20 protein-coding genes are annotated in these 21,240 nt (G+C 40.3%); 10 read left to right on the top strand and 10 right to left on the bottom strand.

Translation table 11 applies throughout. The features are described 5' to 3' along the window. Positions 1-22: 22 nt before the first annotated feature. Entirely contained in the window at positions 23-652 is a 630-nt protein-coding gene (locus VUI23_RS00055) for a c-type cytochrome (protein ID WP_216046783.1), read from the bottom strand. Between the two features lie 186 nt (positions 653-838). Here VUI23_RS00055 and yihA point away from each other — a divergent pair, with 186 nt between their 5' ends. After that, entirely contained in the window at positions 839-1,459 is a 621-nt protein-coding gene (gene yihA, locus VUI23_RS00060) for a ribosome biogenesis GTP-binding protein YihA/YsxC (RefSeq protein ID WP_303501988.1), read from the top strand. A 472-nt stretch (positions 1,460-1,931) separates the two neighbouring features. Here the strand turns inward: yihA and polA are convergent, their stop codons facing one another. Beyond that, entirely contained in the window at positions 1,932-4,712 is a 2,781-nt protein-coding gene (gene polA, locus VUI23_RS00065) for a DNA polymerase I (RefSeq protein ID WP_342806100.1), read from the bottom strand. Between the two features lie 964 nt (positions 4,713-5,676). Between polA and VUI23_RS00070 the strand changes: the two genes are divergently transcribed. Next, positions 5,677-7,128 carry a TrkH family potassium uptake protein gene (locus VUI23_RS00070; RefSeq protein ID WP_216046813.1) on the top strand — a complete coding sequence of 484 codons (1,452 nt, stop codon included), beginning with the start codon at positions 5,677-5,679 and terminating at the stop codon, positions 7,126-7,128. Positions 7,129-7,369: 241 nt separating this feature from the next. Here the strand turns inward: VUI23_RS00070 and VUI23_RS00075 are convergent, their stop codons facing one another. The 7 genes from VUI23_RS00075 to def all read right to left on the bottom strand — a co-directional run bounded on the left by VUI23_RS00075 (position 7,370) and on the right by def (position 13,632). Beyond that, positions 7,370-8,113: a complement resistance protein TraT gene (locus tag VUI23_RS00075; RefSeq protein ID WP_216046780.1), complete on the bottom strand. Its 744-nt coding sequence runs from the start codon at positions 8,111-8,113 to the stop codon at positions 7,370-7,372. Between the two features lie 64 nt (positions 8,114-8,177). Beyond that, the gene (locus VUI23_RS00080) at positions 8,178-8,468 is read right to left on the bottom strand and encodes a hypothetical protein (RefSeq protein ID WP_252728753.1); all 291 of its coding nucleotides are present in this window, start codon (positions 8,466-8,468) and stop codon (positions 8,178-8,180) included. A 275-nt stretch (positions 8,469-8,743) separates the two neighbouring features. Next, the gene (locus VUI23_RS00085; RefSeq protein ID WP_303501993.1) at positions 8,744-9,292 is read right to left on the bottom strand and encodes a DUF2780 domain-containing protein; all 549 of its coding nucleotides are present in this window, start codon (positions 9,290-9,292) and stop codon (positions 8,744-8,746) included. 106 nt (positions 9,293-9,398) lie between these two features. After that, on the bottom strand, positions 9,399-10,778 hold the full coding sequence (gene trkA, locus VUI23_RS00090; protein ID WP_216046778.1) for a Trk system potassium transporter TrkA: 1,380 nt from the start codon (positions 10,776-10,778) through the stop codon (positions 9,399-9,401). 22 nt (positions 10,779-10,800) lie between these two features. After that, positions 10,801-12,114 (bottom strand): 16S rRNA (cytosine(967)-C(5))-methyltransferase RsmB, encoded by a 1,314-nt coding sequence (gene rsmB / locus VUI23_RS00095; RefSeq protein WP_342806102.1) that lies wholly within the window; start codon positions 12,112-12,114, stop codon positions 10,801-10,803. A gap of 23 nt (positions 12,115-12,137) precedes the next feature. Beyond that, a complete protein-coding gene (gene fmt / locus VUI23_RS00100) occupies positions 12,138-13,103 on the bottom strand; it encodes a methionyl-tRNA formyltransferase (protein WP_342806104.1) in 966 nt (321 codons plus the stop codon). Positions 13,104-13,119: 16 nt separating this feature from the next. Beyond that, positions 13,120-13,632 (bottom strand): peptide deformylase, encoded by a 513-nt coding sequence (gene def / locus VUI23_RS00105; RefSeq protein ID WP_216046775.1) that lies wholly within the window; start codon positions 13,630-13,632, stop codon positions 13,120-13,122. A gap of 227 nt (positions 13,633-13,859) precedes the next feature. Between def and VUI23_RS00110 the strand changes: the two genes are divergently transcribed. The 8 genes from VUI23_RS00110 (at position 13,860) to VUI23_RS00145 (ending at position 19,903) form a co-directional block, all read left to right on the top strand. Further along, the gene (locus VUI23_RS00110) at positions 13,860-14,921 is read left to right on the top strand and encodes a LysM domain-containing protein (RefSeq protein ID WP_342806106.1); all 1,062 of its coding nucleotides are present in this window, start codon (positions 13,860-13,862) and stop codon (positions 14,919-14,921) included. A gap of 30 nt (positions 14,922-14,951) precedes the next feature. Then, positions 14,952-16,121, top strand: coding sequence for a DNA-processing protein DprA (gene dprA / locus VUI23_RS00115; protein ID WP_216046773.1), 1,170 nt, complete (start codon positions 14,952-14,954; stop codon positions 16,119-16,121). Between the two features lies 1 nt (position 16,122). Beyond that, the gene (locus VUI23_RS00120) at positions 16,123-16,599 is read left to right on the top strand and encodes a DUF494 family protein (RefSeq protein ID WP_216046772.1); all 477 of its coding nucleotides are present in this window, start codon (positions 16,123-16,125) and stop codon (positions 16,597-16,599) included. Positions 16,600-16,663: 64 nt separating this feature from the next. Then, positions 16,664-17,233: a topoisomerase DNA-binding C4 zinc finger domain-containing protein gene (locus VUI23_RS00125; protein ID WP_342806108.1), complete on the top strand. Its 570-nt coding sequence runs from the start codon at positions 16,664-16,666 to the stop codon at positions 17,231-17,233. Between the two features lie 80 nt (positions 17,234-17,313). Beyond that, on the top strand, positions 17,314-17,877 hold the full coding sequence (locus tag VUI23_RS00130) for a Sua5/YciO/YrdC/YwlC family protein (protein ID WP_216046770.1): 564 nt from the start codon (positions 17,314-17,316) through the stop codon (positions 17,875-17,877). Between the two features lie 2 nt (positions 17,878-17,879). Continuing rightward, the gene (hemF, locus tag VUI23_RS00135; protein WP_216046769.1) at positions 17,880-18,818 is read left to right on the top strand and encodes an oxygen-dependent coproporphyrinogen oxidase; all 939 of its coding nucleotides are present in this window, start codon (positions 17,880-17,882) and stop codon (positions 18,816-18,818) included. A 6-nt stretch (positions 18,819-18,824) separates the two neighbouring features. Then, on the top strand, positions 18,825-19,655 hold the full coding sequence (gene aroE / locus VUI23_RS00140; RefSeq protein WP_216046768.1) for a shikimate dehydrogenase: 831 nt from the start codon (positions 18,825-18,827) through the stop codon (positions 19,653-19,655). Continuing rightward, entirely contained in the window at positions 19,652-19,903 is a 252-nt protein-coding gene (locus tag VUI23_RS00145; protein ID WP_216046767.1) for a DUF1488 family protein, read from the top strand. The genes aroE and VUI23_RS00145 overlap by 4 nt, the downstream gene beginning before the upstream one ends. 32 nt (positions 19,904-19,935) lie before the next feature. Here the strand turns inward: VUI23_RS00145 and VUI23_RS00150 are convergent, their stop codons facing one another. Then, positions 19,936-20,475 (bottom strand): gamma carbonic anhydrase family protein, encoded by a 540-nt coding sequence (locus tag VUI23_RS00150; protein WP_216046766.1) that lies wholly within the window; start codon positions 20,473-20,475, stop codon positions 19,936-19,938. Positions 20,476-21,240 lie beyond the last annotated feature (765 nt).

Raw genomic sequence — 21,240 nt, forward strand, 5'->3', positions numbered from 1 at the left:
TATTTGTTGCTAAGTAAAAAACTTAGTGTAGTCCGCCTAAATACTGAGAAAGAGTTTCGATGTCTTCATCAGTTAGCTTAGCTGCAATATCTCGCATCATTCCATTTAAGTCATTAGCACGAGAGCCTGCTTTAAACTTCTCTAACTGAGACTTCAAATAAGCTGCTTTTTGGCCGCTAATATCTGGGAATCCAGCTAAGCCTAAGCCATTACCTCTAGGTCCATGACAGGCAATACAAGCTGTGATGCCTCGCTCTAGGTCGCCACCGCGATACAATTCACCGCCTTTTTCCACTACGTCTTCTGGAGTAGTACCAGGTTTTGCTTCCTGGGTAGCGAAGTATGCTGCTAAATCTAGCATTTCTTGCTCGTTCAACAATGCTGCTTGTGAACTCATGACCGGATCGTAACGTCCCTCTGCACCTGCTGTTTCACCACCTAGCTTTAATTCTTTTAGCTGCTTTGCAATGTATTCAGCGTGTTGGCCGGCTATGGACGGATAAATATCCAGAGGGCTATTTCCATCTGCACCATGACAGGCAACACAGCCTTTGCTTGTAACTAACCCTTCACCCGCTTGTGCGTCGCCTTTGGCAAATACTGAAGCAGAAAAACCTACGGTCAAACACACCAACAAACCCAATTTTTTCATAGTGACTCTCAAAACATCTTATGCATTGGTTAATAGAATATCAGTATTTTACACATTTAATGGCGCGATAAAATCATTTCCCGAACAATTGTGTGGATATTTCAGTGTTTTACGCTAATAAATGCAGTTAAATGGTATACTATGCCAGAAATTTACCCCTAATTACCGTTTTTAAAGAGAGTTCGAGTGAGTCATTACAGTCACGCCAAGTTTGTTACCAGTGCCCCAGATATCAATCATCTTGAACAAGACGAGGGCAACGAAGTCGCTTTTGCCGGTCGTTCAAACGCGGGAAAATCCAGTGCCCTAAATCGTCTTACCCGTCAAAAAAGTTTAGCAAGAACCAGTAAAACACCAGGCCGAACACAGTTAATCAATGTATTTGAGATTGAAGAAGGGCGAAGATTAGTAGATTTGCCTGGTTATGGTTATGCCAAAGTACCTTTGGATATGAAACTTAAATGGCAAAAAGCCCTAGGTGAATATTTACAAGTACGCAAAAGTCTTGCTGGATTAGTGGTGTTAATGGACATCCGTCATCCTTTCAAAGATTTAGATCAACAATTGATTTACTGGGCAGTGGAGCGCAACTTGCCTGTATTAGCGTTGTTAACAAAGGCTGACAAGCTAAAGGCGGGAAAACGTAAAGCACAACTATTAATGGCAAGAGAAGCGTCTATGGCGTTTTGTGGTGACGTTACAGTGCATGTTTTTTCTTCATTAAATGGTCTAGGCCTGGACAACGTTGAAAGAGTATTAGATGAATGGTTGGGTTTTGCTGATAAAGAAAAACCTATCGAGGGTTAATTTACTTTTTAGATAAAAAAAAGCCCCTTCAAAAGAAGGGGCACAGGATAGAGAGAAAACACATAAAAACCGTATATTCAGAGTAGCTCATTTCAATAAAGTTCACCGCTTTGTAAAAAAATTCCTGTTTTATTGATAATTTCAAATTCGAGTTTTCGAAAACTAATAAATTCAAACTGCTCTCATCTTGATTATTTGATGGCTGCGAGTCTATTCAGCATTTGATGTGCAGGCGTTTAATAGCAAATTAAAAAGGTCTTAGTTATAGCTGATAGTGTTAGGCTGGGACGGTTCTAAAAGGCATAAAAAAACCCCAGCAAATTGCTGGGGTCGAAAGCAAAGGTATATCTAACTTAATAAGTTAACCTCTGTACCCTACAAAGCTCATTCTAGCTATGGAATTGAAAAAATCAAATATTTTTGTAATATTATTACAGAAATAATCGGATTTAGATTAGATTTAAGCACTTTATTAATGCGCTTCATCCCAATTCTCACCCTCTCCAGCCTCTACTATTAAAGGTACTGATAGGTCACAGGCGTTCTCCATCAAGGTTATTATGGATTGTGTGTTTTCTTTTATGTTTTGTTCTTTTATTTCAAAAACAAGTTCATCGTGTACCTGCATGATCATTTGCACATCGTCATTTTTCAGGCTCTCGATCCAATCATCTACCTTCAACATGGCCATTTTAATAATATCGGCCGCGGTTCCTTGCATAGGTGCATTAATCGCAGCTCGTTCAGCGCCTTGTCGTCTCATGCCATTACTTGCGTTGATATCTGGAAGGTATAAACGTCGACCGAACACGGTAGAAACGAAACCGTCTTCTTTTGCAGCTACTCGGGTCTGTTCCATATATTTTAATACGCCAGGGTATCGCTCAAAGTACAAATTCATGTACTTTTGTGCATCTTGCCTTGGAATATTTAATTGTCTGGCTAAACCGAACGCAGACATCCCATAAATTAACCCAAAGTTAATCGCCTTAGCACTTCGTCTTTGCTCTGTAGTAACATTTTCTAGAGCGACTCCAAATACCTCAGCAGCCGTGGCCTTATGCACATCTTTACCGGAAGAAAAAGCGTCCAAAAGCCCTTTATCTTCTGACAGATGCGCCATTATTCTTAATTCAATTTGAGAATAATCGGCTGCGACAATTTTATAACCTTTTCGCGCGACAAAGGCCTGCCTAACTTTTCTGCCTTCTTCGGTTCTGATTGGGATATTTTGTAGATTTGGTTCGGTGGATGATAAACGTCCTGTGGCTGCAATCGCCTGATGATAACTAGTGTGCACTCTACCTGTTCTAGGGTTTATCATCTTAGGTAGTTTATCTGTATAGGTATTCTTTAGTTTGGTTAGCCCTCTAAATTCCATCAAAAGTTTCGGCAAAGGATAGTTTAAAGCGAGTTCTTGAAGTACTTCCTCAGCAGTAGATGGTGCGCCTTTTGGGGTCTTTTTCAAGACCGGCAAATCTAGCTTATTAAATAAAATTTCCTGCAATTGTTTGGTTGAACCAAGATTAAACTCTTCGCCAGCCATTTCATGAACTTCTTTTTCCAATTGCATAATACGAGAAGCTAAATTTTGACTCTGTTGCAATAAGGTTTGACTATCAATTAACACGCCTCTTTGTTCCATTTTAGCTAACACCGATGCCAGCGGGACTTCAATGTCGAGTAATACGTGTTTTAGTGATTCGTGTTCACACAGCTTTGGCCACAACTCTTGGTGCAAGCGTAAAGTAACATCTGCGTCTTCAGCGGCATAAGGGGAAGCTTTTTCTAGCGGTATTTGATTAAAGGTTAATTGTTTAGCGCCTTTACCTGCAATTTCTTCGAAACTAATTGCGTTATGTTGTAAGTAATACTTCGATAGGCTATCCATGTCGTGGCGTGTGGCCACGCTATTGAGGACGTAGGATTCAAGCATGGTATCGAATTCAATTCCGCGAAGTACAATATTGTAATTCGCTAATACATTTTTGTCGTACTTCAGGTGTTGTCCGACTTTTTTATGGGATTCACTTTCCAGCAAAGGTTTGAATTTTTCTAATACCATTGCGCGGTCTAGTTGTTCCGGTGCATCCAAATAGTCATGGGCTAAAGGCAGGTATGCAGCTTCGCCTGCCTTTACCGAAAATGACATACCGACTAATTCTGCCTCCATATAATTTAGGCTCGTTGTTTCGGTATCAAAGGCAAACAATTCAGCTTGTTCTAAACGGCTTAGCCAATCCTCTAATTCGGCTTCGGTTAATATTGTGGTGTAAGCTGTTTCTTCAACTTTTGGAGGAGTATTAACGTCTGTTTCATCTACTTTCGCCGTGGCACTGGCAGATTTATTCGCTGAATTCAGTATACTGCGGCCGTCAGTTGCTTCGGCTAACCAACGTTTAAACTCGTATTCCTTAAACAGCTCTACTAACTCTTCATGTGCCGGTGGTGTGGGGCTGAGTTCAGTCGGTCCAAATTCGAGCTTCACATCAAGTTTAATGGTGGCAAGTTCATAAGAAAGTCGTGCTTGAGTTTCAAATTCACGCATCTTGTCGGCCATTTTCTTAGCGCCTCTAAACTCAAGCTCTGCAATCTTATCTAAATTTTTATAGATTTCATCAATGCTGCCAATACCTTGTAGCAAGCCTAAAGCGCTTTTATCGCCCACCCCTGGAACACCTGGAATATTATCCACTTTGTCGCCTTTGAGCGCTAAAAAGTCGATTATTAAATTGGCAGGTATGCCAAATTTTTCGATTACACCGTCTTTATCCATGATGTGGTTGTTCATGGTGTTAATTAACGTAACGTGTTCATTAACCAGTTGAGCCATATCTTTATCGCCGGTGCTGATCAGGGTAGGGATGCCTTGTTCAGTGGCTTGTTGCGCTAAGGTGCCAATTACATCGTCGGCTTCAACCCCATCTTCAACAATCAAAGGTAACCCCATTGCTTTAATGATGGCATGTAAAGGTGCAATCTGACTTCTCAATTCATCAGGCATGGGCGGGCGGTTGGCTTTATATTCAGGATAAATATCATCTCTAAAGGTTTTCCCTTTAGCATCAAAAATGACAGCCATATGCGTAGGTGAATATTGCTGTATAAGGCTGCGTAACATATTAACTACGCCGTAGATTGCACCCGTATCTTGACCCTTCGAATTGGTTAACGGCGGCATGCCGTGGAACGCTCTAAAAAGATAAGATGAGCCATCTACAAGGATAAAAGGATTGTTTGGAACCGATGCCATAGAAGAGATCCATATTGATTAAGCTGGAAAAGGCGTCAGAATGCCACATAAAGGCTTTAGCATCTACCACCAAAGTTGTGGATAACTTTGTAGATAAAAAGTATCACGCACGGTTAAACGCATCAAAAATAAATCTTTTCAATGTGTTCAAAGCCTTATCGGCTGTACTTTTCGTTATTAAGGAGAAAGAATATCCTTTAACATATTTTTTTTATTATCTTGTGGATAACTTTTTTATTCTAGAGAGCTTTATTGTAAATAGCTTATTCTAGATTGTTGTTTCTAGCATGGGCTGGTTTGTCGTCCCAACTTGATCTAGCAGTTCTTACAGCTTAAAAACAATTAAGATTGTAAAACTGGACTGCTCTAATAAGTTCCATTTATCGCGGCAAATCGACAGATTCTGATTAGCTGAAAATCGAGCAGGGCGGTAATGTACCACATAAAAAACAATAGGGAAGGTTCTGGCTTAAACTATTTTTGAATCAAAACTTGAGGGTTAAAATACACATTTGCATAAGCCACAAAAACAAAGGGCTAGCGTCTAGCGATTTATCAATTTCAAGTTCTTTGTACAGTAAAAATAATTAAAAAATATAACTCGTATGTTAGCGCTTACAAACTTTCGGTTTTAGCGCTGCTTACCTGCCAATGAATCTACATTTTGCATGCTTGGTAGGGGCGGAGATCTATCAAAAATGTTGGTCGTCAGATTTTAACTATTAGTTAAAATGCTCTCAAAAGGGCAGTTTTACCTCAGCCCAAGGTCGCAAGCTCAACAAAAACAACATTTTAAACCTAGATTAATTACAATTAGTACTTTAGATTTGTAAGCTTGCAGATGATAATTGCATAAATAACCAAACATTAAATATACAAGGCTTGGTCTTGTTAGAGATACAACAAATATGAATCCAAATTACCGGTGCGACCAACGGCCTCAAAATAGGCCGAATACGCAATGATGCAATACCGCACTATCATTCGTATTCTGGGGTTATTGGTCGCATTGTTCAGCTCAACAATGTTGTTTCCTGCAACTATCTCATTGATTTTTGAAGATGGCAGTGGGCTGCCATTCATACTTGCATTCTTTTTAATCTTATTCACTGGCTTAGCAATTTGGTATCCCAATAGACGTCACCGAAATGACTTACGTGCAAAAGAAGGGTTTTTAATTGTCGTTTTGTTTTGGGTGGTGTTGGCCAGTTTTGGTGCCTTTCCATTTCTGTTGCTCGATCAACCCAGAATGACGGTTACAGATGCGTTTTTCGAGTCATTTTCGGCATTAACGACAACGGGGGCCACCGTTATTGAAGGGATCGAATACCTACCTAAATCTGTTCAGTTTTATCGTCAACAACTACAATGGTTAGGCGGGATGGGGATAATTGTACTTGCCGTAGCTATTCTGCCCATTCTAGGGGTAGGGGGTATGCAGCTTTATCGTGCTGAGACTCCTGGCCCAGTTAAAGATTCTAAAATGACACCTCGGATTGCAGATACTGCAAAACACTTGTGGTACATCTACCTTGCTCTTACCGTAGCTTGTTCAATCGCCTATTGGGTTGCTGGTATGGATTGGTTTGACGCCATTTGTCACTCATTTTCGACTATCGCCATCGGCGGATTCTCGACTTACGACGCAAGCTTAGGTCATTTTAACAGCCCAGTTATCAATCTTATCTGTGTGGTTTTTTTATGGATTGCAGCATTAAATTTCGCCTTGCACTACGCTGCAGCCAGCGGACGTTCGTTGCGAGGATATATCTATGATCCAGAATTTAAGGCCTTCTTTTTCATTCAGTTCGTATTGATTCTGGTGTGTTTTTTGGTTTTGGTAAACCACCAGATATTTGGCACCGCAGAAACCGCTTTTAATCAGGCAATATTCCAAGCCGTATCTATTAGTACCACGGCTGGGTTTGTGACCACTGATTTTACCAGTTGGCCGGTATTCCTACCTATATTATTAATTTTTTCCAGTTTCATCGGTGGCTGTGCTGGCTCAACGGGTGGAGGATTAAAAGTCATTCGCGTTTTCCTTTTATACCTGCAAGGTAAACGAGAAGTTGAAAGGTTGATACATCCCAAAGCGGTATATTCTGTAAAGTTAGGGGATAGACTTATGCCTGAGCGAGTCGTAGAAGCTGTGTGGGGGTTCTTTTCTGCTTATGCGATGATATTTGTGGTCATTATGATCGGCTTGATAGCCACAGGTATGGATAATTTAACGGCGTTTTCTGCTACCGCTGCAACACTTAACAATTTAGGTCCAGGGCTGGGTACAGTGGCCGGTACTTTTGCTGATGTTTCTGATTCAGGGAAGTGGTTGTTAATTATTGCGATGTTATTTGGACGACTTGAAGTGTTTTCTCTATTAGTCTTATTCTCTCCAACATTCTGGCGTAGCTAATCTAAAAAGACACATAAACTTTGATAGCTGCGCGGAGACTGATACTAGCAGTCTCAATTTATCTTCTTTCTAGCGTAAAACCGGACCTATGGGTAGATGCTATGTCAACTTGGGATGATGCAGTGTGAGTCTGAGTGAGATAAGAAGCGATGTTTGAATACGTTATTGGGTATACAAAACATCGCTGATTTGAATAGTATGGTTTAGGCATACACTAGAATCGTATGCCTAGCAGTAAAATTTAGAAAAATGACGCCATTGCATATGCTGTTTTATCAAACATAGTAGGTTGTGCTTCTTCTAACTCTAAATTGGCTTTATTCGCTGTAGTGACTACTCTGGTGCGATATTCTTTTTGATTCGTTGCTTCTGAATAGGTTTGCGTGGTAGCACCATCATCAGATATTTTGGTGTTAATTTTTGAATCTCTGCGGACCAAAACGCCAGAACGTGCACGTTCCTTTATTTGAATATCAGCGACTAATAAAAAAGTCACATCTTTAACAAATGCGTTTGCTGCGGTAGACACTAACCCACCAACAAGACCACCTGCTGCTGCATCACGATAACCACCTCCAGCGGCATAACCTAGCGCAGACCCTGCGGCTACACCTTCAAAACCAGTTCTTAGGTAGTTCGCTGCTGCTGTGGGTGAAGCCTTTTCGAGGTTCCGTACAAACACACTCATTGAAAATTGTGCATCTTCTGGACTGTCTACAAATGAGTAACCATTTCCACTGCCTGAAATTTGCGATACTAATGCTTCACGAAACGCATTTCGGTCAAATTCCATTACTGCAGAACGAACTTCAAGATATATTTTGCGTTTTTCAGGTGCCACAGCATCAACAAAGATTGAGGTACTTAATTTAGTTTGAACATCTAAATCTTTTTTGGCTATTGACGTATGCACAGCCGCACACCCAGACAACATGAGCGTGAGCATTGCGAATATCAAAAAATTGAAGTGTTGATTCCTTTTCATTTTTATAATTACCTTTTTAATGTTTATTAGTATTGTGTGGTGAGGTTAAATAAAAAAACTATTATTAGTAATAACGTCCATAATATCGGTAATAATAACGACAGTTTCGATATTCTCTCCAATTATATCTAAGTAAATCTCGGCAGGTATATCCTGGGCGCCAATTTTGTCCTGAATATTCCGCTGGTTTTACATTTTTTTCTAGCATGCTTTTTATATAAGCATCAACTTCTTCCGGCTTTTCTGCCAAAAATGGTTTAGCCATTACTTCTTTATTTAATTGGGCTTGCATCTTGGCTAATTCGTCTGCGTCTGATTGCGGATCAGACCAACTGAATAGAGGTGTGAATAACATTACAAATATACAAAAACGTGGGAAAGTGACTTTGTTTGAGAAAGTTTGAATATTCATAACTTTCCTCCTTAAAAGTTAAAATACAAAATTAAATACAACGTATTAACAATACTATAGTTCAACATTGTTCATTTTAACACCAGTTTTTGATGAACTTAATGTTAAAATGATTTTTGTCATGCCGGTGAATATCCCTCACCTAACAAGCTTCTATCTTTCAATAATCGCCAATTAAAAGCAGTATTATTAAAAGATAGAATGGAAATAGATTTATTTTAGTTGCCAGTTTGGCCCATTAAATTGCCGATACCTTGCATTAATAAGTCTTTAGCTTGCTTGCCTTCTTCTGTATCTAGATATGCTTTAGCTTGTTCTACATACTGCATAATCATTTCAGGTTTAAGACCTAGTGCTTCGAATTGTTTTTTCACTTCATTAATGGCTTTAACTGAGTCGTTGTACTCTGCAGCTTTGTCTAATAATGAACCTAGCCCATCAGTACTTTTTAACTCACTTACGTCAGGAGCGGCGCTGATAAGTTCGTTAATGCCTGGCAAAGTTTCAGATAACTGACTAAATTTGTCAGCGGTCAAATTACCTTTTACATAATTAAACAATGAACCTAAGCCACCTTCTGCTTGTGATGAATCGACGTTCAAATTTTCAATTAGGCTGCCTACCATCGCACTCGTAGTTGGCACTGTTTCTTCCGCTTCTTCACTCATTCCAAACATACTTTTTAATGAATCAAACCAGCCTTCGGCATGAGATTGAGCTGAAAAAGTTAATGTAGCAACAGTAAGTAAAATGGCAATATGTTTCATTTTTTTGTCTCTGTATAAAAGTTGAGGGTGTCTCAACAGGTTTAACTGCAATAATAGCGCAAAGTAGCACAACTTATATTAATAAGGATATACAACTATTGTTTAACTAACCAAAAAAGAATGCGCTGGGCTGGAATAATTTTTCCACATCTGAGATGAATTTTTTATCGACTAAAAACAAGATAACGTGGTCGTTCGCTTCGATTGATGTGGTGCTATGGGCGATAATAACTTCATCTTGGCGAACGATAGCGCCTATGGTTGTTCCTGGTGGTAACTTAATATCGCTTATTTTTTTGCCGATAACTTTCGAGGTGTTTTCATCACCATGGGCAATTGCTTCAATGGCTTCGGCTGCACCTCTACGTAATGAGTAAACATTGACTATGTCACCACGTCGGATATGGGTAAGCAGAGCAGATATCGTCGCTTGTTGTGGTGAAAATGCAATATCAATTTCGCCGCCTTGAACCAAGTCAACATAAGCACTTCTTTGGATCAATACCATGGCTTTTTGTGCACCCAGTCTCTTGGCTAACATGGCCGACATAATATTTGCTTCGTCGTCATTCGTTACCGCTATAAAAGCGTCAACTTGTTGCACATTCTCTTCTGTCAATAATTCATGGTCGGAAGCATCCCCACAAAAGACGATGGTTTTATCCAAATGTGCTGATAAGTATTTGGCTCGCTCTTGGGAGTATTCGATCAGTTTGACGTTATGATTGTGCTCTAATCGTTTAGCCAGTCCGGCGCCAATTAAACCTCCGCCAGCTATCATAATTCGTTTATAACTTGACTCTAATTTCTGCAGTTCGCTCATCACTGCTCTAATGTGTTTAGTTGCAGCGATAAAAAACACTTCATCATCGGCCTCAATGACGGTTGATGCCAACGGTCTTATTGGTTTTCCACGACGATAAATGGCAGCCACCCGAGTTTCAACATTGGGCATGTGTTCCCGCAGCGTAGATAACGCGTGACCTACTAACAGGCCACCGTAATACGCCTTAACGGCGACTAAGCTTGCTTTACCATCGGCAAATTCCACGACTTGTAACGCACCTGGATAATCAATCAAGCGCTTAATCGCTTTGGTGACTAATTGTTCTGGAGCGATTAGGTGGTCTACAGGAATATCTTGATGGTGAAACAATTTATCTTGATGAATAATATATTGTTCGGAGCGAACTCGAGCAATTTTTGTGGGTGTATTGAAAAGAGAGTGGGCAACCTGACAGGCCATCATGTTACTTTCATCACTGTTGGTAACAGCGATCAACATGTCTGCATCTTCGGCACCGGCTTTTGCTAAAATATCAGGGTGAGAGCCAACACCGTGTACTACGCGCAAATCCAGTCGGTCTTGCAACGACCGCAAGGTATCTAGATCTGAATCAATTACGGTAATTTCGTTTTTTTCACCTACCAAGTTTTCGGCTAATGTACCGCCTACTTGACCAGCACCTAGAATTATAATTTTCATGATGTGTTAATTTCGAAACAATTTACTTTGCATTAGAAGACTTTAGCAGTCTCGCATAATAGAAACCATCCATTTGTTTTTCTCCGGGTAGAATTTGTCTTCCTGGGAAAGGTGTTTTAGACGGATTGCTTAATTCACTGAGTGTAGCATCTGCATTGTTTTCTAAGAATTCACTGATTTGTAGGTGATTCTCTTCAGGTAAAATAGAACAAGTTGCGTACAATAACGTACCGCCTGGCTTTAATATTTGCCACATGGCTGTGAGTATCTGCTGTTGTAAACCAACCAATGCTTCAATATCCGCATTTTTACGCAGCCACTTAATATCTGGATGACGTCTTATAACACCTGTTGCTGAGCAAGGGGCATCGAGTAGAATTCGGTCAAATAACTGGCCATCCCACCAACTACTGGTATCAAGCGCATCGGCAGCGACTAATTCTGCATCTAATTTTAGGCGCGTTAAATTTTCTCGTACTCTATCTAAGCGCAAGTCATCAATATCTAAGGCTACACATTTCTGCAAGTTTGCTTGGCGTTCCAATATATGGCAGGTTTTCCCACCTGGGGCTGCACAGCAATCTAATACTAGGTCGCCTTCTTGAGCATCTAAGTAACTCGCTGCTAATTGAGCTGCACCATCTTGCACTGCAAATAGACCTTGTTGATAACCAGGTAACTGAGTGATGTCTTGGCTCTTTGAAAGTATCAATCCATCGGTATGCTCTTCACTTAGCTCGTAACCAACTTCTTGTTCTTCTAACAGGCCCTTGAATGTGTTGATATCGGTTTGACGGCTGTTGACTCGTAACCAGATTGGCGGTCTTTGCTGCATTGCACTGCAAAGCTCTTCTAATTGTTCGGGGTACGCTACTTGTAGCCGCTTGAATAACCACTTAGGCAGGCCTGAGCGTATCTGCGGATCTTGAATAACTTGCTGCGCTAACTCCTGTCGAATAAAGTTGCGCAACAATGCGTTTACCAAACCTTTTAGCGGTTCAACTTTTAGTTGTCGTGCTGCCGCTACCGTTTCAGAAACCGCAGCATGGGTGGATACTCGGGTAAATGCCAGTTGATAAAACCCCAGCATGATCAAATGCTCAGCAACTTTGTATTTATTTTTTAACGGTTTATCTAATAATAGCCTTAACCAGCTTTGCAATACCGGTAGTTGGCGCAGTACGCCGTATACCATCTCTTGCAACCAGGCTTTGTCTTTATCTGAATATAACTCTTGGACTTTGGGCAGGGATTCCCGAGAAGACTGACCATTTTCTAAAATTTGATAAAGTACTTTTGCCGCATCAGCTCGCAATGTTTTATTTGTCTTGGTCACTCTTTTCTCATTGGATGGGGTACTCACGAGAGGGATTGGCCTGTTACAAACCAATTTTTCCTAGCATTTACTATGTCTGCTACTGTCATCGGTTTTTTTCCGGGGATTTGCAATTTAGTTAGTAATAAATTGTTTTCACCTGTGGTTATTTCAATACCTTTTTTGGTGACCGAAACAATTTTCCCTGGTTGTTCACTATTCACATTACCTGTATTGATTAAGCTTGCTTCCCAAAGTTTGATGGCAATTGGCTGTTCACTTTCCTCAGGGGTTAGTTCGAAGTAGGCCACGGGCCAAGGATTAAATGCTCGGACATTGCGTTCTATTTGCTCTGCCGTCATTTGCCAATCAATTAATGCTTCTTGTTTGCTGAGTTTTTCAGCGTAATTGGCAAGTGCATTATCTTGTATTTCTGGCTCAATGTTTTCAATTTTAGCTAAACATTCTAGCAATGCATCTGGGCCAATTTTTGCCAATTTATCGTATAAGCTAGCGCTGGTATCCGAAGGGCCTATTGGTATTGCTTTTTTAAGCAACATCGCACCGGTATCTAAGCCCTTATCCATTTGCATAATAGTCACACCCGTTTGCTCGTCACCCGCCCAAATCGAGCGTTGAATAGGTGCAGCGCCGCGCCAGCGAGGTAATAAAGAACCGTGTACATTTAAGCAGCCTAATCTAGGCGTATCTAAAACGATTTGCGGCAAAATCAATCCGTACGCCACAACAATCATAATATCTGGTTTTAATTCAGCTAATATTTTTTGCGCTTCGGGTGCTTTTAAAGACAATGGTTGTTGAACATTAATGTTGTGTTCTAGAGCCAATTGTTTAACCGCACTTGCTTGCAGTTTTTTACCTCTCCCAGCCGGACGATCAGGTTGACTGTATACGGCTAGAATATTATGTTCTGAATCAATTAATGCTTGTAAATGTTGTGCTGCAAAGTCCGGAGTACCGGCAAACACTATGTTCAATTTTTTGCTCAATGTAGCACTCCAAACATCAAGATGCGCGAGCGGCAAGACGCGCTTCTTTTTCTAACTTACTGCGGATACGCTTGCGTTTTAATGGCGACAGGTAATCTACAAATAACTTACCCTTGAGATGATCAAGTTCATGTTGAATGCATATTGCTAACAAGCCATCCGCCTCCAAGGTGAATTCTTTACCTTCTGCATCTAACGCTTTTACGATTACGTGTTCTGCACGTTCTACTTTTGCATAATTATTAGGTACTGATAGACAACCTTCTTCACTGATGGCTTCTCCATCCATTTCAATGATTTCAGGATTAATAAATACTCGCGGAGTATTTTGGTCTTCAGAAATATCCATAACAACTACACGTTTATGCACGTCCACTTGCGTGGCGGCAAGTCCGATACCGTTTTCTTCTCGCATGGTTTCGAACATGTCTTCAATTAACTTGGTTATTTCTCCGTCGACTTTATCTACAGGCTTAGCGACTGTTCGAAGTCGTTCGTCGGGAAATTTTAATACGTTTAAAATGGCCATCTTGATCTTCAGCTACACTATACTTTGGTGAATATAAGGTACATTTTTAGAAAAACTGTACCTAGGGTCAGTATTAATTACTATACGGTTCAATAAAATACGCTATTGAATCATTTAAGGCGCTATTCTAGCCTAAATAGAATTAAAGTTCGATCAAGCAAATCAGTGTTTAGGTCGATACTTAACAACAAGGTTCGCTGCATGATGAGGTTGGTATGGGCAAAAGATTGAGTAAACTTCTGGTAATGCTATTGTTTTTACCATTGGCAACAATTGCAGACGTAATGAATATTAAGCAGACTGCACCGCAAGTTTATGTGGTGAAAAAGGGCGATACGTTGTGGGATATATCGAATATGTATCTAAGCAAGCCCTGGTTATGGCCTGAGTTATGGCGCAATAACGTACACATCAACAATCCCCATTTAATTTATCCTGGTGACGAATTACGTTTAAGGTATAACGAACAAGGCGAACCTATTCTCGATATTGTCCGTGATGACCCTAAGCCGCAAATCAAACTTTCTCCAGAAGGGCGTAAAGAGTTGAAAACAGTGCAACCGATTAATACGTTGCCCTGGAGTATTATCCGACCATACATTGAAAGTAGTACCATTATGGATGAAGAGGAGTACGAGCAGCTTCCCTACTTATTGGGAAATCAAGATGGAAATACAGCATTTGCTTCAGGTGACTTAGTCTTAACGAAAGCTGATTCGGATACGCCTGAGCAATATAACGTGGTCAGAAAACAAAATGAGCTTCGTGACCAATATGACAACCTGCTTGGTTTTCAAATTCGTCATGTCGCTGATGCGACGCCATTGGAAAGTGATGTCGAAGGTCAACATCTAGTAAAAGTGGAAGATGCCAATTTTGAAGCAAGGCGAGGCGACAAACTGCTTCCAAGTGAAGCTATGCAAATGGGGAGTATGCGATTAAAAGCTGCAACCCGTCAAAAAGGCAAAATTATTAGTAGCTTAGAACAGCATCAACTTCTTGGTAAGTATGATGTTGTAATACTTGATTTAGGCAGCCGCAAAGTGAAGCCAGGTACTGTTTTAGGTATTTACGTACAAGGCCCGAATATCCAAGTTAGTAACGATCCAAAGTACGATGGTGAAAATAGCTTTATTGATAATCTTTTTGTCGGCAGTGATGAATTGCAACAACCTGCGATTAAAGTTGGCGAGGTTGTAGTGTTCAAAGTGTTTAAAAAAGCCAGTTACGGATTGATTACCCGTTCGACAAAAACTATCCGCGAAGGAGCTATAGTCGCTAAACCGTAAAATATAATGCAATAAATTTAAGGACAGATCATGGCACAGGAAGTGCGTCACTGTGAACAAAACCTACAGGCTGATATAAAGCGCCCTAAGGACACCGAGGAAGCATTGCGGAGTTGGTTGATTCTTGACCAAATTCCTAACTTCGGTATGGGCAAACTCAAAAAATTTCAGCATGTTTATAACCTATCTGCTGATTCTCTATTAACTTATTCGAAGTCACAGTTGGCTGATTTGGGCTTTGATTCTGCTCAAGTGCAGGCTATAACTGCCCCTGACTTACGATTAGTTGATAAGGAGCTTAATTGGTTAGCTGCAGAGCGCTCGCGATTTGCTGTTTACCCTGAACACCCTGACTTTCCCTTTTTATTATCTGAAATCGCTAGACCACCACTGATTCTCTTCGGATGGGGCAATAAAAATTTACTTGCCTCCAATCAAATTGCCATGGTTGGTAGCCGTAATCCAAGTCATTACGGTAGAAACTGCGGATTTGACATTGCTTCTGGGCTTGCTTCGCATGGAATTACTATAACCAGTGGTTTAGCAATGGGAATTGATGCTTGCGCCCACCAAGGAGCCTTGAGCGCTGGTGGAAACACTTTGGCTGTATTAGGTAGCGGATTAGATAATCTTTACCCTAAAAGAAACGTTAAGCTAGCCCATGACATTATTCAGAATGAGGGGGTAATTTTGTCTGAATTTAGGGCGAGTACTAAACCCACACCTCACAACTTTCCTCGCAGAAATAGAATTGTTAGCGGATTATCCCTTGGTGTATTGGTGATAGAGGCCGCGATTAAAAGTGGCTCATTGATCACTGCAAAATATGCGATAGAGCAAAATCGCGAAGTATTTGCTATTCCCGGTAATATAAATAACCCACTTAGTGAAGGTGCACATTTATTGATCAAACAAGGCGCCAAACTCGTATCAAGTCTGCAGGACATAATTGAAGAATTTCAGAACGTTAATTCTTGTGTTCTAACGGAATATTCTAAAAACAGTGAAAAAAGTCCAATTGAAAGCTTGGCAACCGACAAATTGTTAGATAGTGTAGATCATGACGTTACTGCGTTAGACGTCGTTATACAACGTAGCGAGATGCCGATTAAAGTCGTATTGGCGCAATTATTAGAATATGAGTTGCGTGGTTTAGTAGCCTCAGTATCTGGAGGCTACATCAAATTGAGGGGTAAATAATATGTTCGATATCCTCATGTATCTGTTTGAAAATTTCATTCACAGTGAAACTGAAATTCGTGTTGATCAAGATGAATTGACCGACGAACTCGTGCGCGCTGGATTCCATCATGATGAAATCTACAAAGCGTTATCGTGGTTAGAAAAGTTAGCCGCTTTACAAGAAACGGATATCAACCCGTATTTTGTTAAATCCGGTGGTGCTTTAGTCAATCGTATTTATACCCAAGAAGAAGAAATGCGATTGGATGTGCAATGCCGTGGTTTCTTGATGTTTTTAGAGCAGATTAATGTTTTAGACTCAGCAACAAGAGAAATGGTGGTTGATAGAGTAATGGAGATAGACTCTAAAGAATTCTGTCTCGAAGACTTAAAGTGGGTTGTGCTGATGGTACTCTTTAACGTTCCTGGTAAAGAAAACGCCTATGCTCAAATGGAAGATCTTTTATTCGAAGAGCCAGAAGGCCCCTTGCATTAAATCTCAGGTAGTAAAATCTGTGGCAATAAGCCACTGCAAATTGAAGCAAATGGCATGATCGATTATGTCTAAGATCGATCACACTCTTTTTGCCGCTCATGAACACGCACTCGATGGAGATTTTGGTGTGTGTCCTGACTGCGGCGCAAAACTCCAAATTAAACGTGGCAAAAATGGTGCTTTCCTAGGCTGCAGCCAATATCCAACATGTGATTTTGCTAAGCCCTTGCATGACAACGCAACTGTAGAGCTAAAACAAATTGACGGCTCTAAATGTCCTGACTGCGGTATGACCTTAGCGATTAAGAAAGGACGATTTGGTTTATTTATTGGTTGTACTGGTTATCCAGAATGCCACCATATCGAAGCTGTTAAGCAACAAAAGGACATCCACATTGCCTGTCCGTCATGTAAAACAGGCAAACTAATTAAACGCACAAATAAATTCGGTAAAAGTTTTTACGCCTGTGATGGCTACCCAAAGTGTAAATATGTTTTAAATTCGCAGCCGGTAGACAAAGCCTGTCCTAAATGTCATTGGTCAGTTTTAATAGAGAAGAAAGCGGACGGTCAGGTTTATTATCAGTGTCCACAAAAAGATTGCGGTATCAAGGTTCCTATTGATAGCAAATAAGCTCATTTCGTTCTGACGTCTTTCCACATTATCTCATTTGCATTACACTCCACGTCTGATTTTTAAGTATCCCTAGTCAAATGGACATAAGTCAAAATCCACAAAATTTTAAGCAGCAGTTTTTTGCTGGCGAAGTTTTTGCGTATCCCACCGAAGCAGTTTTCGGTCTGGGCTGCGATCCAACTAATGAAGCGGCAGTAATGAAATTGTTGGCGTTAAAAAATAGAAGCCTGGAAAAAGGCTTGATATTGATTGCCAGCAGTAAACAGCAACTAACCCAATATGTGAACTTTTCCGCCATCAACCCAGAGATACTTGCTGAGGTTAAAAACTCTTGGCCTGGGCCAAACACCTGGTTACTACCTAAACAACAAGGCACACCAGACTTTATTACCGGAGGCTCTGATTTGGTAGCTGTTCGGGTGAGTGATCATCCTGTGGTTAACCAAATGTGTGAACAAGTTAACAGTGCAATTGTATCGACAAGTGCGAATTTAAACGGTGAACCACCGGCTAAAACATGCGAACAAGTCTATGCGCAATTTGGTCCCTCCCTACTGTGCGTGCATGGGGCTTTAGGTAATCAAAAAAATCCAAGTCAAATCCGTAATGGCATAACCGGTGAAACAGTAAGAGCAAGTTAAATATGAACTCAAAAAGTACTCCCGATATAGATGCAGTAAAGCGCTTTTTACTGAAACTACAAGATGATATTTGTCATACCCTAGAATTAGTTGATGGAAAAAAACAGTTTAAACAAGATAATTGGCAGCGTGAAGAAGGTGGCGGTGGCCGCACTCGAGTTCTGACCAATGGTCAAGTAATTGAACAAGGTGGAGTTAACTTTTCTCATGTGTTTGGAACCCAGTTACCCGATTCTGCTACTGCCGCTCGACCTGAACTAATTGGCCGCAGTTTTCAAGCAATGGGTGTGTCCTTAGTTATTCATCCAAAAAATCCTTACGTGCCAACATCTCATGCCAATGTTCGATTCTTTATGGCTGAGAAAGAAGGAGAGGAACCCGTTTGGTGGTTTGGTGGTGGTTTCGATTTAACCCCTTTTTACCCGTTTATGGAGGATGTACAGCATTGGCATGGTGTGGCGAAACAGGCTTGTTTGCCATTTGGGGAAGGGGTGTATGAAAAGTATAAGGAATGGTGCGACAGATATTTTTATATCAAACACCGAAACGAAACCAGAGGGGTTGGGGGATTGTTTTTTGATGATCTCAATGAGTTAGGTTTCGAACAATCATTTGAATTTATGAAGTCTATCGGTAATGGCTTTCTTGATGCTTATATACCTATTGTTGAAAAGCGTAAAGAAACTTCTTATTCGGAACGAGAAAGACAATTTCAATTATATCGACGAGGTCGTTACGTTGAATTTAACTTGGTATATGACCGAGGAACATTATTTGGTTTGCAAACCGGTGGAAGAACAGAGTCTATTTTAATGTCTATGCCCCCGTTAGCTCGTTGGGAATATAATTTCCAACCTCAGTCAAATACACCAGAAGCTAGACTCACTGAAGAATTCCTTAAACCACGCGACTGGTTAAACGAACAAGACAAAGGGAAGTAATAGATTTTGGAAATAGACAAATATGCTGTGTTTGGTAATCCGATAGCACAAAGTCGTTCGCCACTTATTCACCAAACGTTTGCTAAGCAACGCAATGAAATTATTGATTATCAAAAGATTTTAGGTCAAAAGGGAAATTTCTCAGCCAATTTAGATGAATTTTTCGCCGATCCTAATGCTAAAGGTTGCAACATAACCAGTCCTTTTAAGCAAGACGCAGTGGAATGGGTTACAGAGCTTTCTCCTGCAGCGGTAAAAGCTGGCGCAATCAATACGATTATTCGCTTAGATGAAAATCGTTTCAGAGGTGAAACCACTGATGGCCCTGGCTTAGTCTTGGACTTGAAACATCAGCACTTTGACTTTACTGACACGCGGATTTTATTAATTGGTGCTGGTGGCGCGGCGAGGGGAGTGATTCTTCCTATCTTAGAGCAAGGCGTTAAAAATATTACGATTGTGAATCGTACAAAAGAAAAAGCCGCAGAACTTGCTAACTGGTTTGCTAATGAACAGGTTTGTGCTGCAGATTTTTCGGAATTAAATACTAAATTATCACAATCTTTTGATTTAATAGTGAACTGCACTTCTGCGAGCTTAAGTGGTCAATTGCCTGATCTATCTGACAATGTGCTGTCGCAAGCAACTATGGTTTACGACATGGTTTACCTTTCAACTCCAACTGTTTTTGTAGAACGAGCCAAAACACTAGGAGTTACCCATACGAGTGATGGCTTAGGTATGTTGGTCGGACAGGCCGCCCATAGTTTTAAATTGTGGCGCGGTTACATGCCAGACATTGAACCGGTAATGCAACAGATAAGACGTATGTTATGAATCAGGCTATTCAAATAGTGGATGGCTTTGAATATGATGAGCGATATAAAGGACTCAAAATTATCGCTATAAATAACGGTGCATTAGTAAACTGTTATATTACCGAAGTGACACAACAAGAAGCGGAAGCATTTTATGCTCTTCATCAATTTGATTTCGAAGAGCATATAAGTTTGCTAATTGAACAAGAAGAGTTTAATCAAAACGGTGATATATCGTTTTCTAAATCTGAACTGCCACTTAACTAAGTATCAGTTCTTAGTTAATTCTAAAGTCGCGCTTAAACTTCAGCTAAATATTCATCTTTAGTCACTAAGTAATTGTCTGCGGAAACTTTTAAGAATGCTATTTCAGCTTCAGATAGTTTTCGAGCTTGTTTCGCCGGGCTGCCAACATATAAGAAACCACTTTTTAAAGTTTTATTTGGTGGCACTAAACAACCTGCACCAACAAACACATCATCTTCGACTATCGCGCCGTCCATTATAATTGCACCCATACCGACCAATATACGATTTCCCAATGTACAACCATGCAGCATACATTTGTGGCCTATGGTTACGTCGTCACCAACAATTAATGGATATCCGTCTGGGTTATTAACGCTGGAGCGGGTAACGTGTAGCACTGTACCATCCTGAATGTTAGTTCTATGACCAATTCGTATACTATTCACATCACCTCTGGCGGCGACTAATGGCCAGATACTCACTTCGTCCCCACAAACTACATCGCCAACTATGACACTGGAATTATCAATATAACACTTAGCTCCAAACACTGGAGTCATTCCTTTAAACGATGAAATTGGTTTTTGCATGTCGTTGTTACCTATATGAAGCGACCTTTGTTTATTAGGGCAATACTAACATTGTTTTTAAAAATCGTCCTTTACCGGTTAATAGTAGGCAGTATTAAAGTCTTCTTATATAAGTGTTATAAAACTAAACGTATTTATTTAGCAATGATGTAGTTGTTTTGAGCCAGTATTATTTGGAGTTGTGCTTTATAAAGATTTTAGAAGCTTTGTAAAACTAAGTAATAGGAAGCTTATTCAACTCTGTACCACTGTTCTCTGTTTACGCTTCAATAACTAGAAACGCATCGTCTAAAAAACCTAAAGATACGAATAACCAAGCATTAGTTTTAAAAAGCTTCTCTAACCGCTAAGCGAAACACTACAAAAGTCAGCTCAAATAATCAGCAAATAAGCAATAATTGACGCAAAAATAAGCAAACAAACGGATTTTTCAATTTATTTTAAAATAGCCCTTGATCTTCGGATTATGGTCTGTAGAATGCGCGCCTCGCTTCGGGACAAACTTTAAAGAATGTCTCTTCTTAATAGCCTTTATAAGAATGTTAAGAGCAAGCCGCAAGGCAAGTGTGAAGCGGGATGGAGACGATTTAGCGATTTGAAATAAATTCAAAAAAACTAAATAAAAACGTTGACATCAAATACCGGAAGTGTAGAATACGCCTCCCGCTTGAGAGAGACCTAACGGACTCACTAAGCAGAGAAAAAGTTTTCTAGGCGACGTCAAGTAATGACAGTCACCTTGCGCAAACATTATCTCAGTAATCG

The organism is Alteromonas sp. M12, from assembly GCF_037478005.1.
In the GTDB taxonomy this organism is placed as follows: domain Bacteria; phylum Pseudomonadota; class Gammaproteobacteria; order Enterobacterales; family Alteromonadaceae; genus Aliiglaciecola; species Aliiglaciecola lipolytica_A.

What these genes read in the sequence shown, in the direction of transcription:
- trkA (WP_216046778.1), bottom strand. Translation starts at nt 10,778, where the DNA reads ATGAAAATTATAATTCTAGGTGCTGGTCAAGTAGGCGGTACATTAGCC.
- VUI23_RS00070 (WP_216046813.1), top strand. Translation starts at nt 5,677, where the DNA reads ATGCAATACCGCACTATCATTCGTATTCTGGGGTTATTGGTCGCATTG.
- VUI23_RS00150 (WP_216046766.1), bottom strand. Translation starts at nt 20,475, where the DNA reads ATGCAAAAACCAATTTCATCGTTTAAAGGAATGACTCCAGTGTTTGGA.
- dprA (WP_216046773.1), top strand. Translation starts at nt 14,952, where the DNA reads ATGGCACAGGAAGTGCGTCACTGTGAACAAAACCTACAGGCTGATATA.
- VUI23_RS00130 (WP_216046770.1), top strand. Translation starts at nt 17,314, where the DNA reads ATGGACATAAGTCAAAATCCACAAAATTTTAAGCAGCAGTTTTTTGCT.
- hemF (WP_216046769.1), top strand. Translation starts at nt 17,880, where the DNA reads ATGAACTCAAAAAGTACTCCCGATATAGATGCAGTAAAGCGCTTTTTA.
- VUI23_RS00055 (WP_216046783.1), bottom strand. Translation starts at nt 652, where the DNA reads ATGAAAAAATTGGGTTTGTTGGTGTGTTTGACCGTAGGTTTTTCTGCT.
- VUI23_RS00125 (WP_342806108.1), top strand. Translation starts at nt 16,664, where the DNA reads ATGTCTAAGATCGATCACACTCTTTTTGCCGCTCATGAACACGCACTC.
- VUI23_RS00120 (WP_216046772.1), top strand. Translation starts at nt 16,123, where the DNA reads ATGTTCGATATCCTCATGTATCTGTTTGAAAATTTCATTCACAGTGAA.
- VUI23_RS00080 (WP_252728753.1), bottom strand. Translation starts at nt 8,468, where the DNA reads ATGTTATTCACACCTCTATTCAGTTGGTCTGATCCGCAATCAGACGCA.
- VUI23_RS00075 (WP_216046780.1), bottom strand. Translation starts at nt 8,113, where the DNA reads ATGAAAAGGAATCAACACTTCAATTTTTTGATATTCGCAATGCTCACG.
- VUI23_RS00145 (WP_216046767.1), top strand. Translation starts at nt 19,652, where the DNA reads ATGAATCAGGCTATTCAAATAGTGGATGGCTTTGAATATGATGAGCGA.
- polA (WP_342806100.1), bottom strand. Translation starts at nt 4,712, where the DNA reads ATGGCATCGGTTCCAAACAATCCTTTTATCCTTGTAGATGGCTCATCT.
- def (WP_216046775.1), bottom strand. Translation starts at nt 13,632, where the DNA reads ATGGCCATTTTAAACGTATTAAAATTTCCCGACGAACGACTTCGAACA.
- VUI23_RS00085 (WP_303501993.1), bottom strand. Translation starts at nt 9,292, where the DNA reads ATGAAACATATTGCCATTTTACTTACTGTTGCTACATTAACTTTTTCA.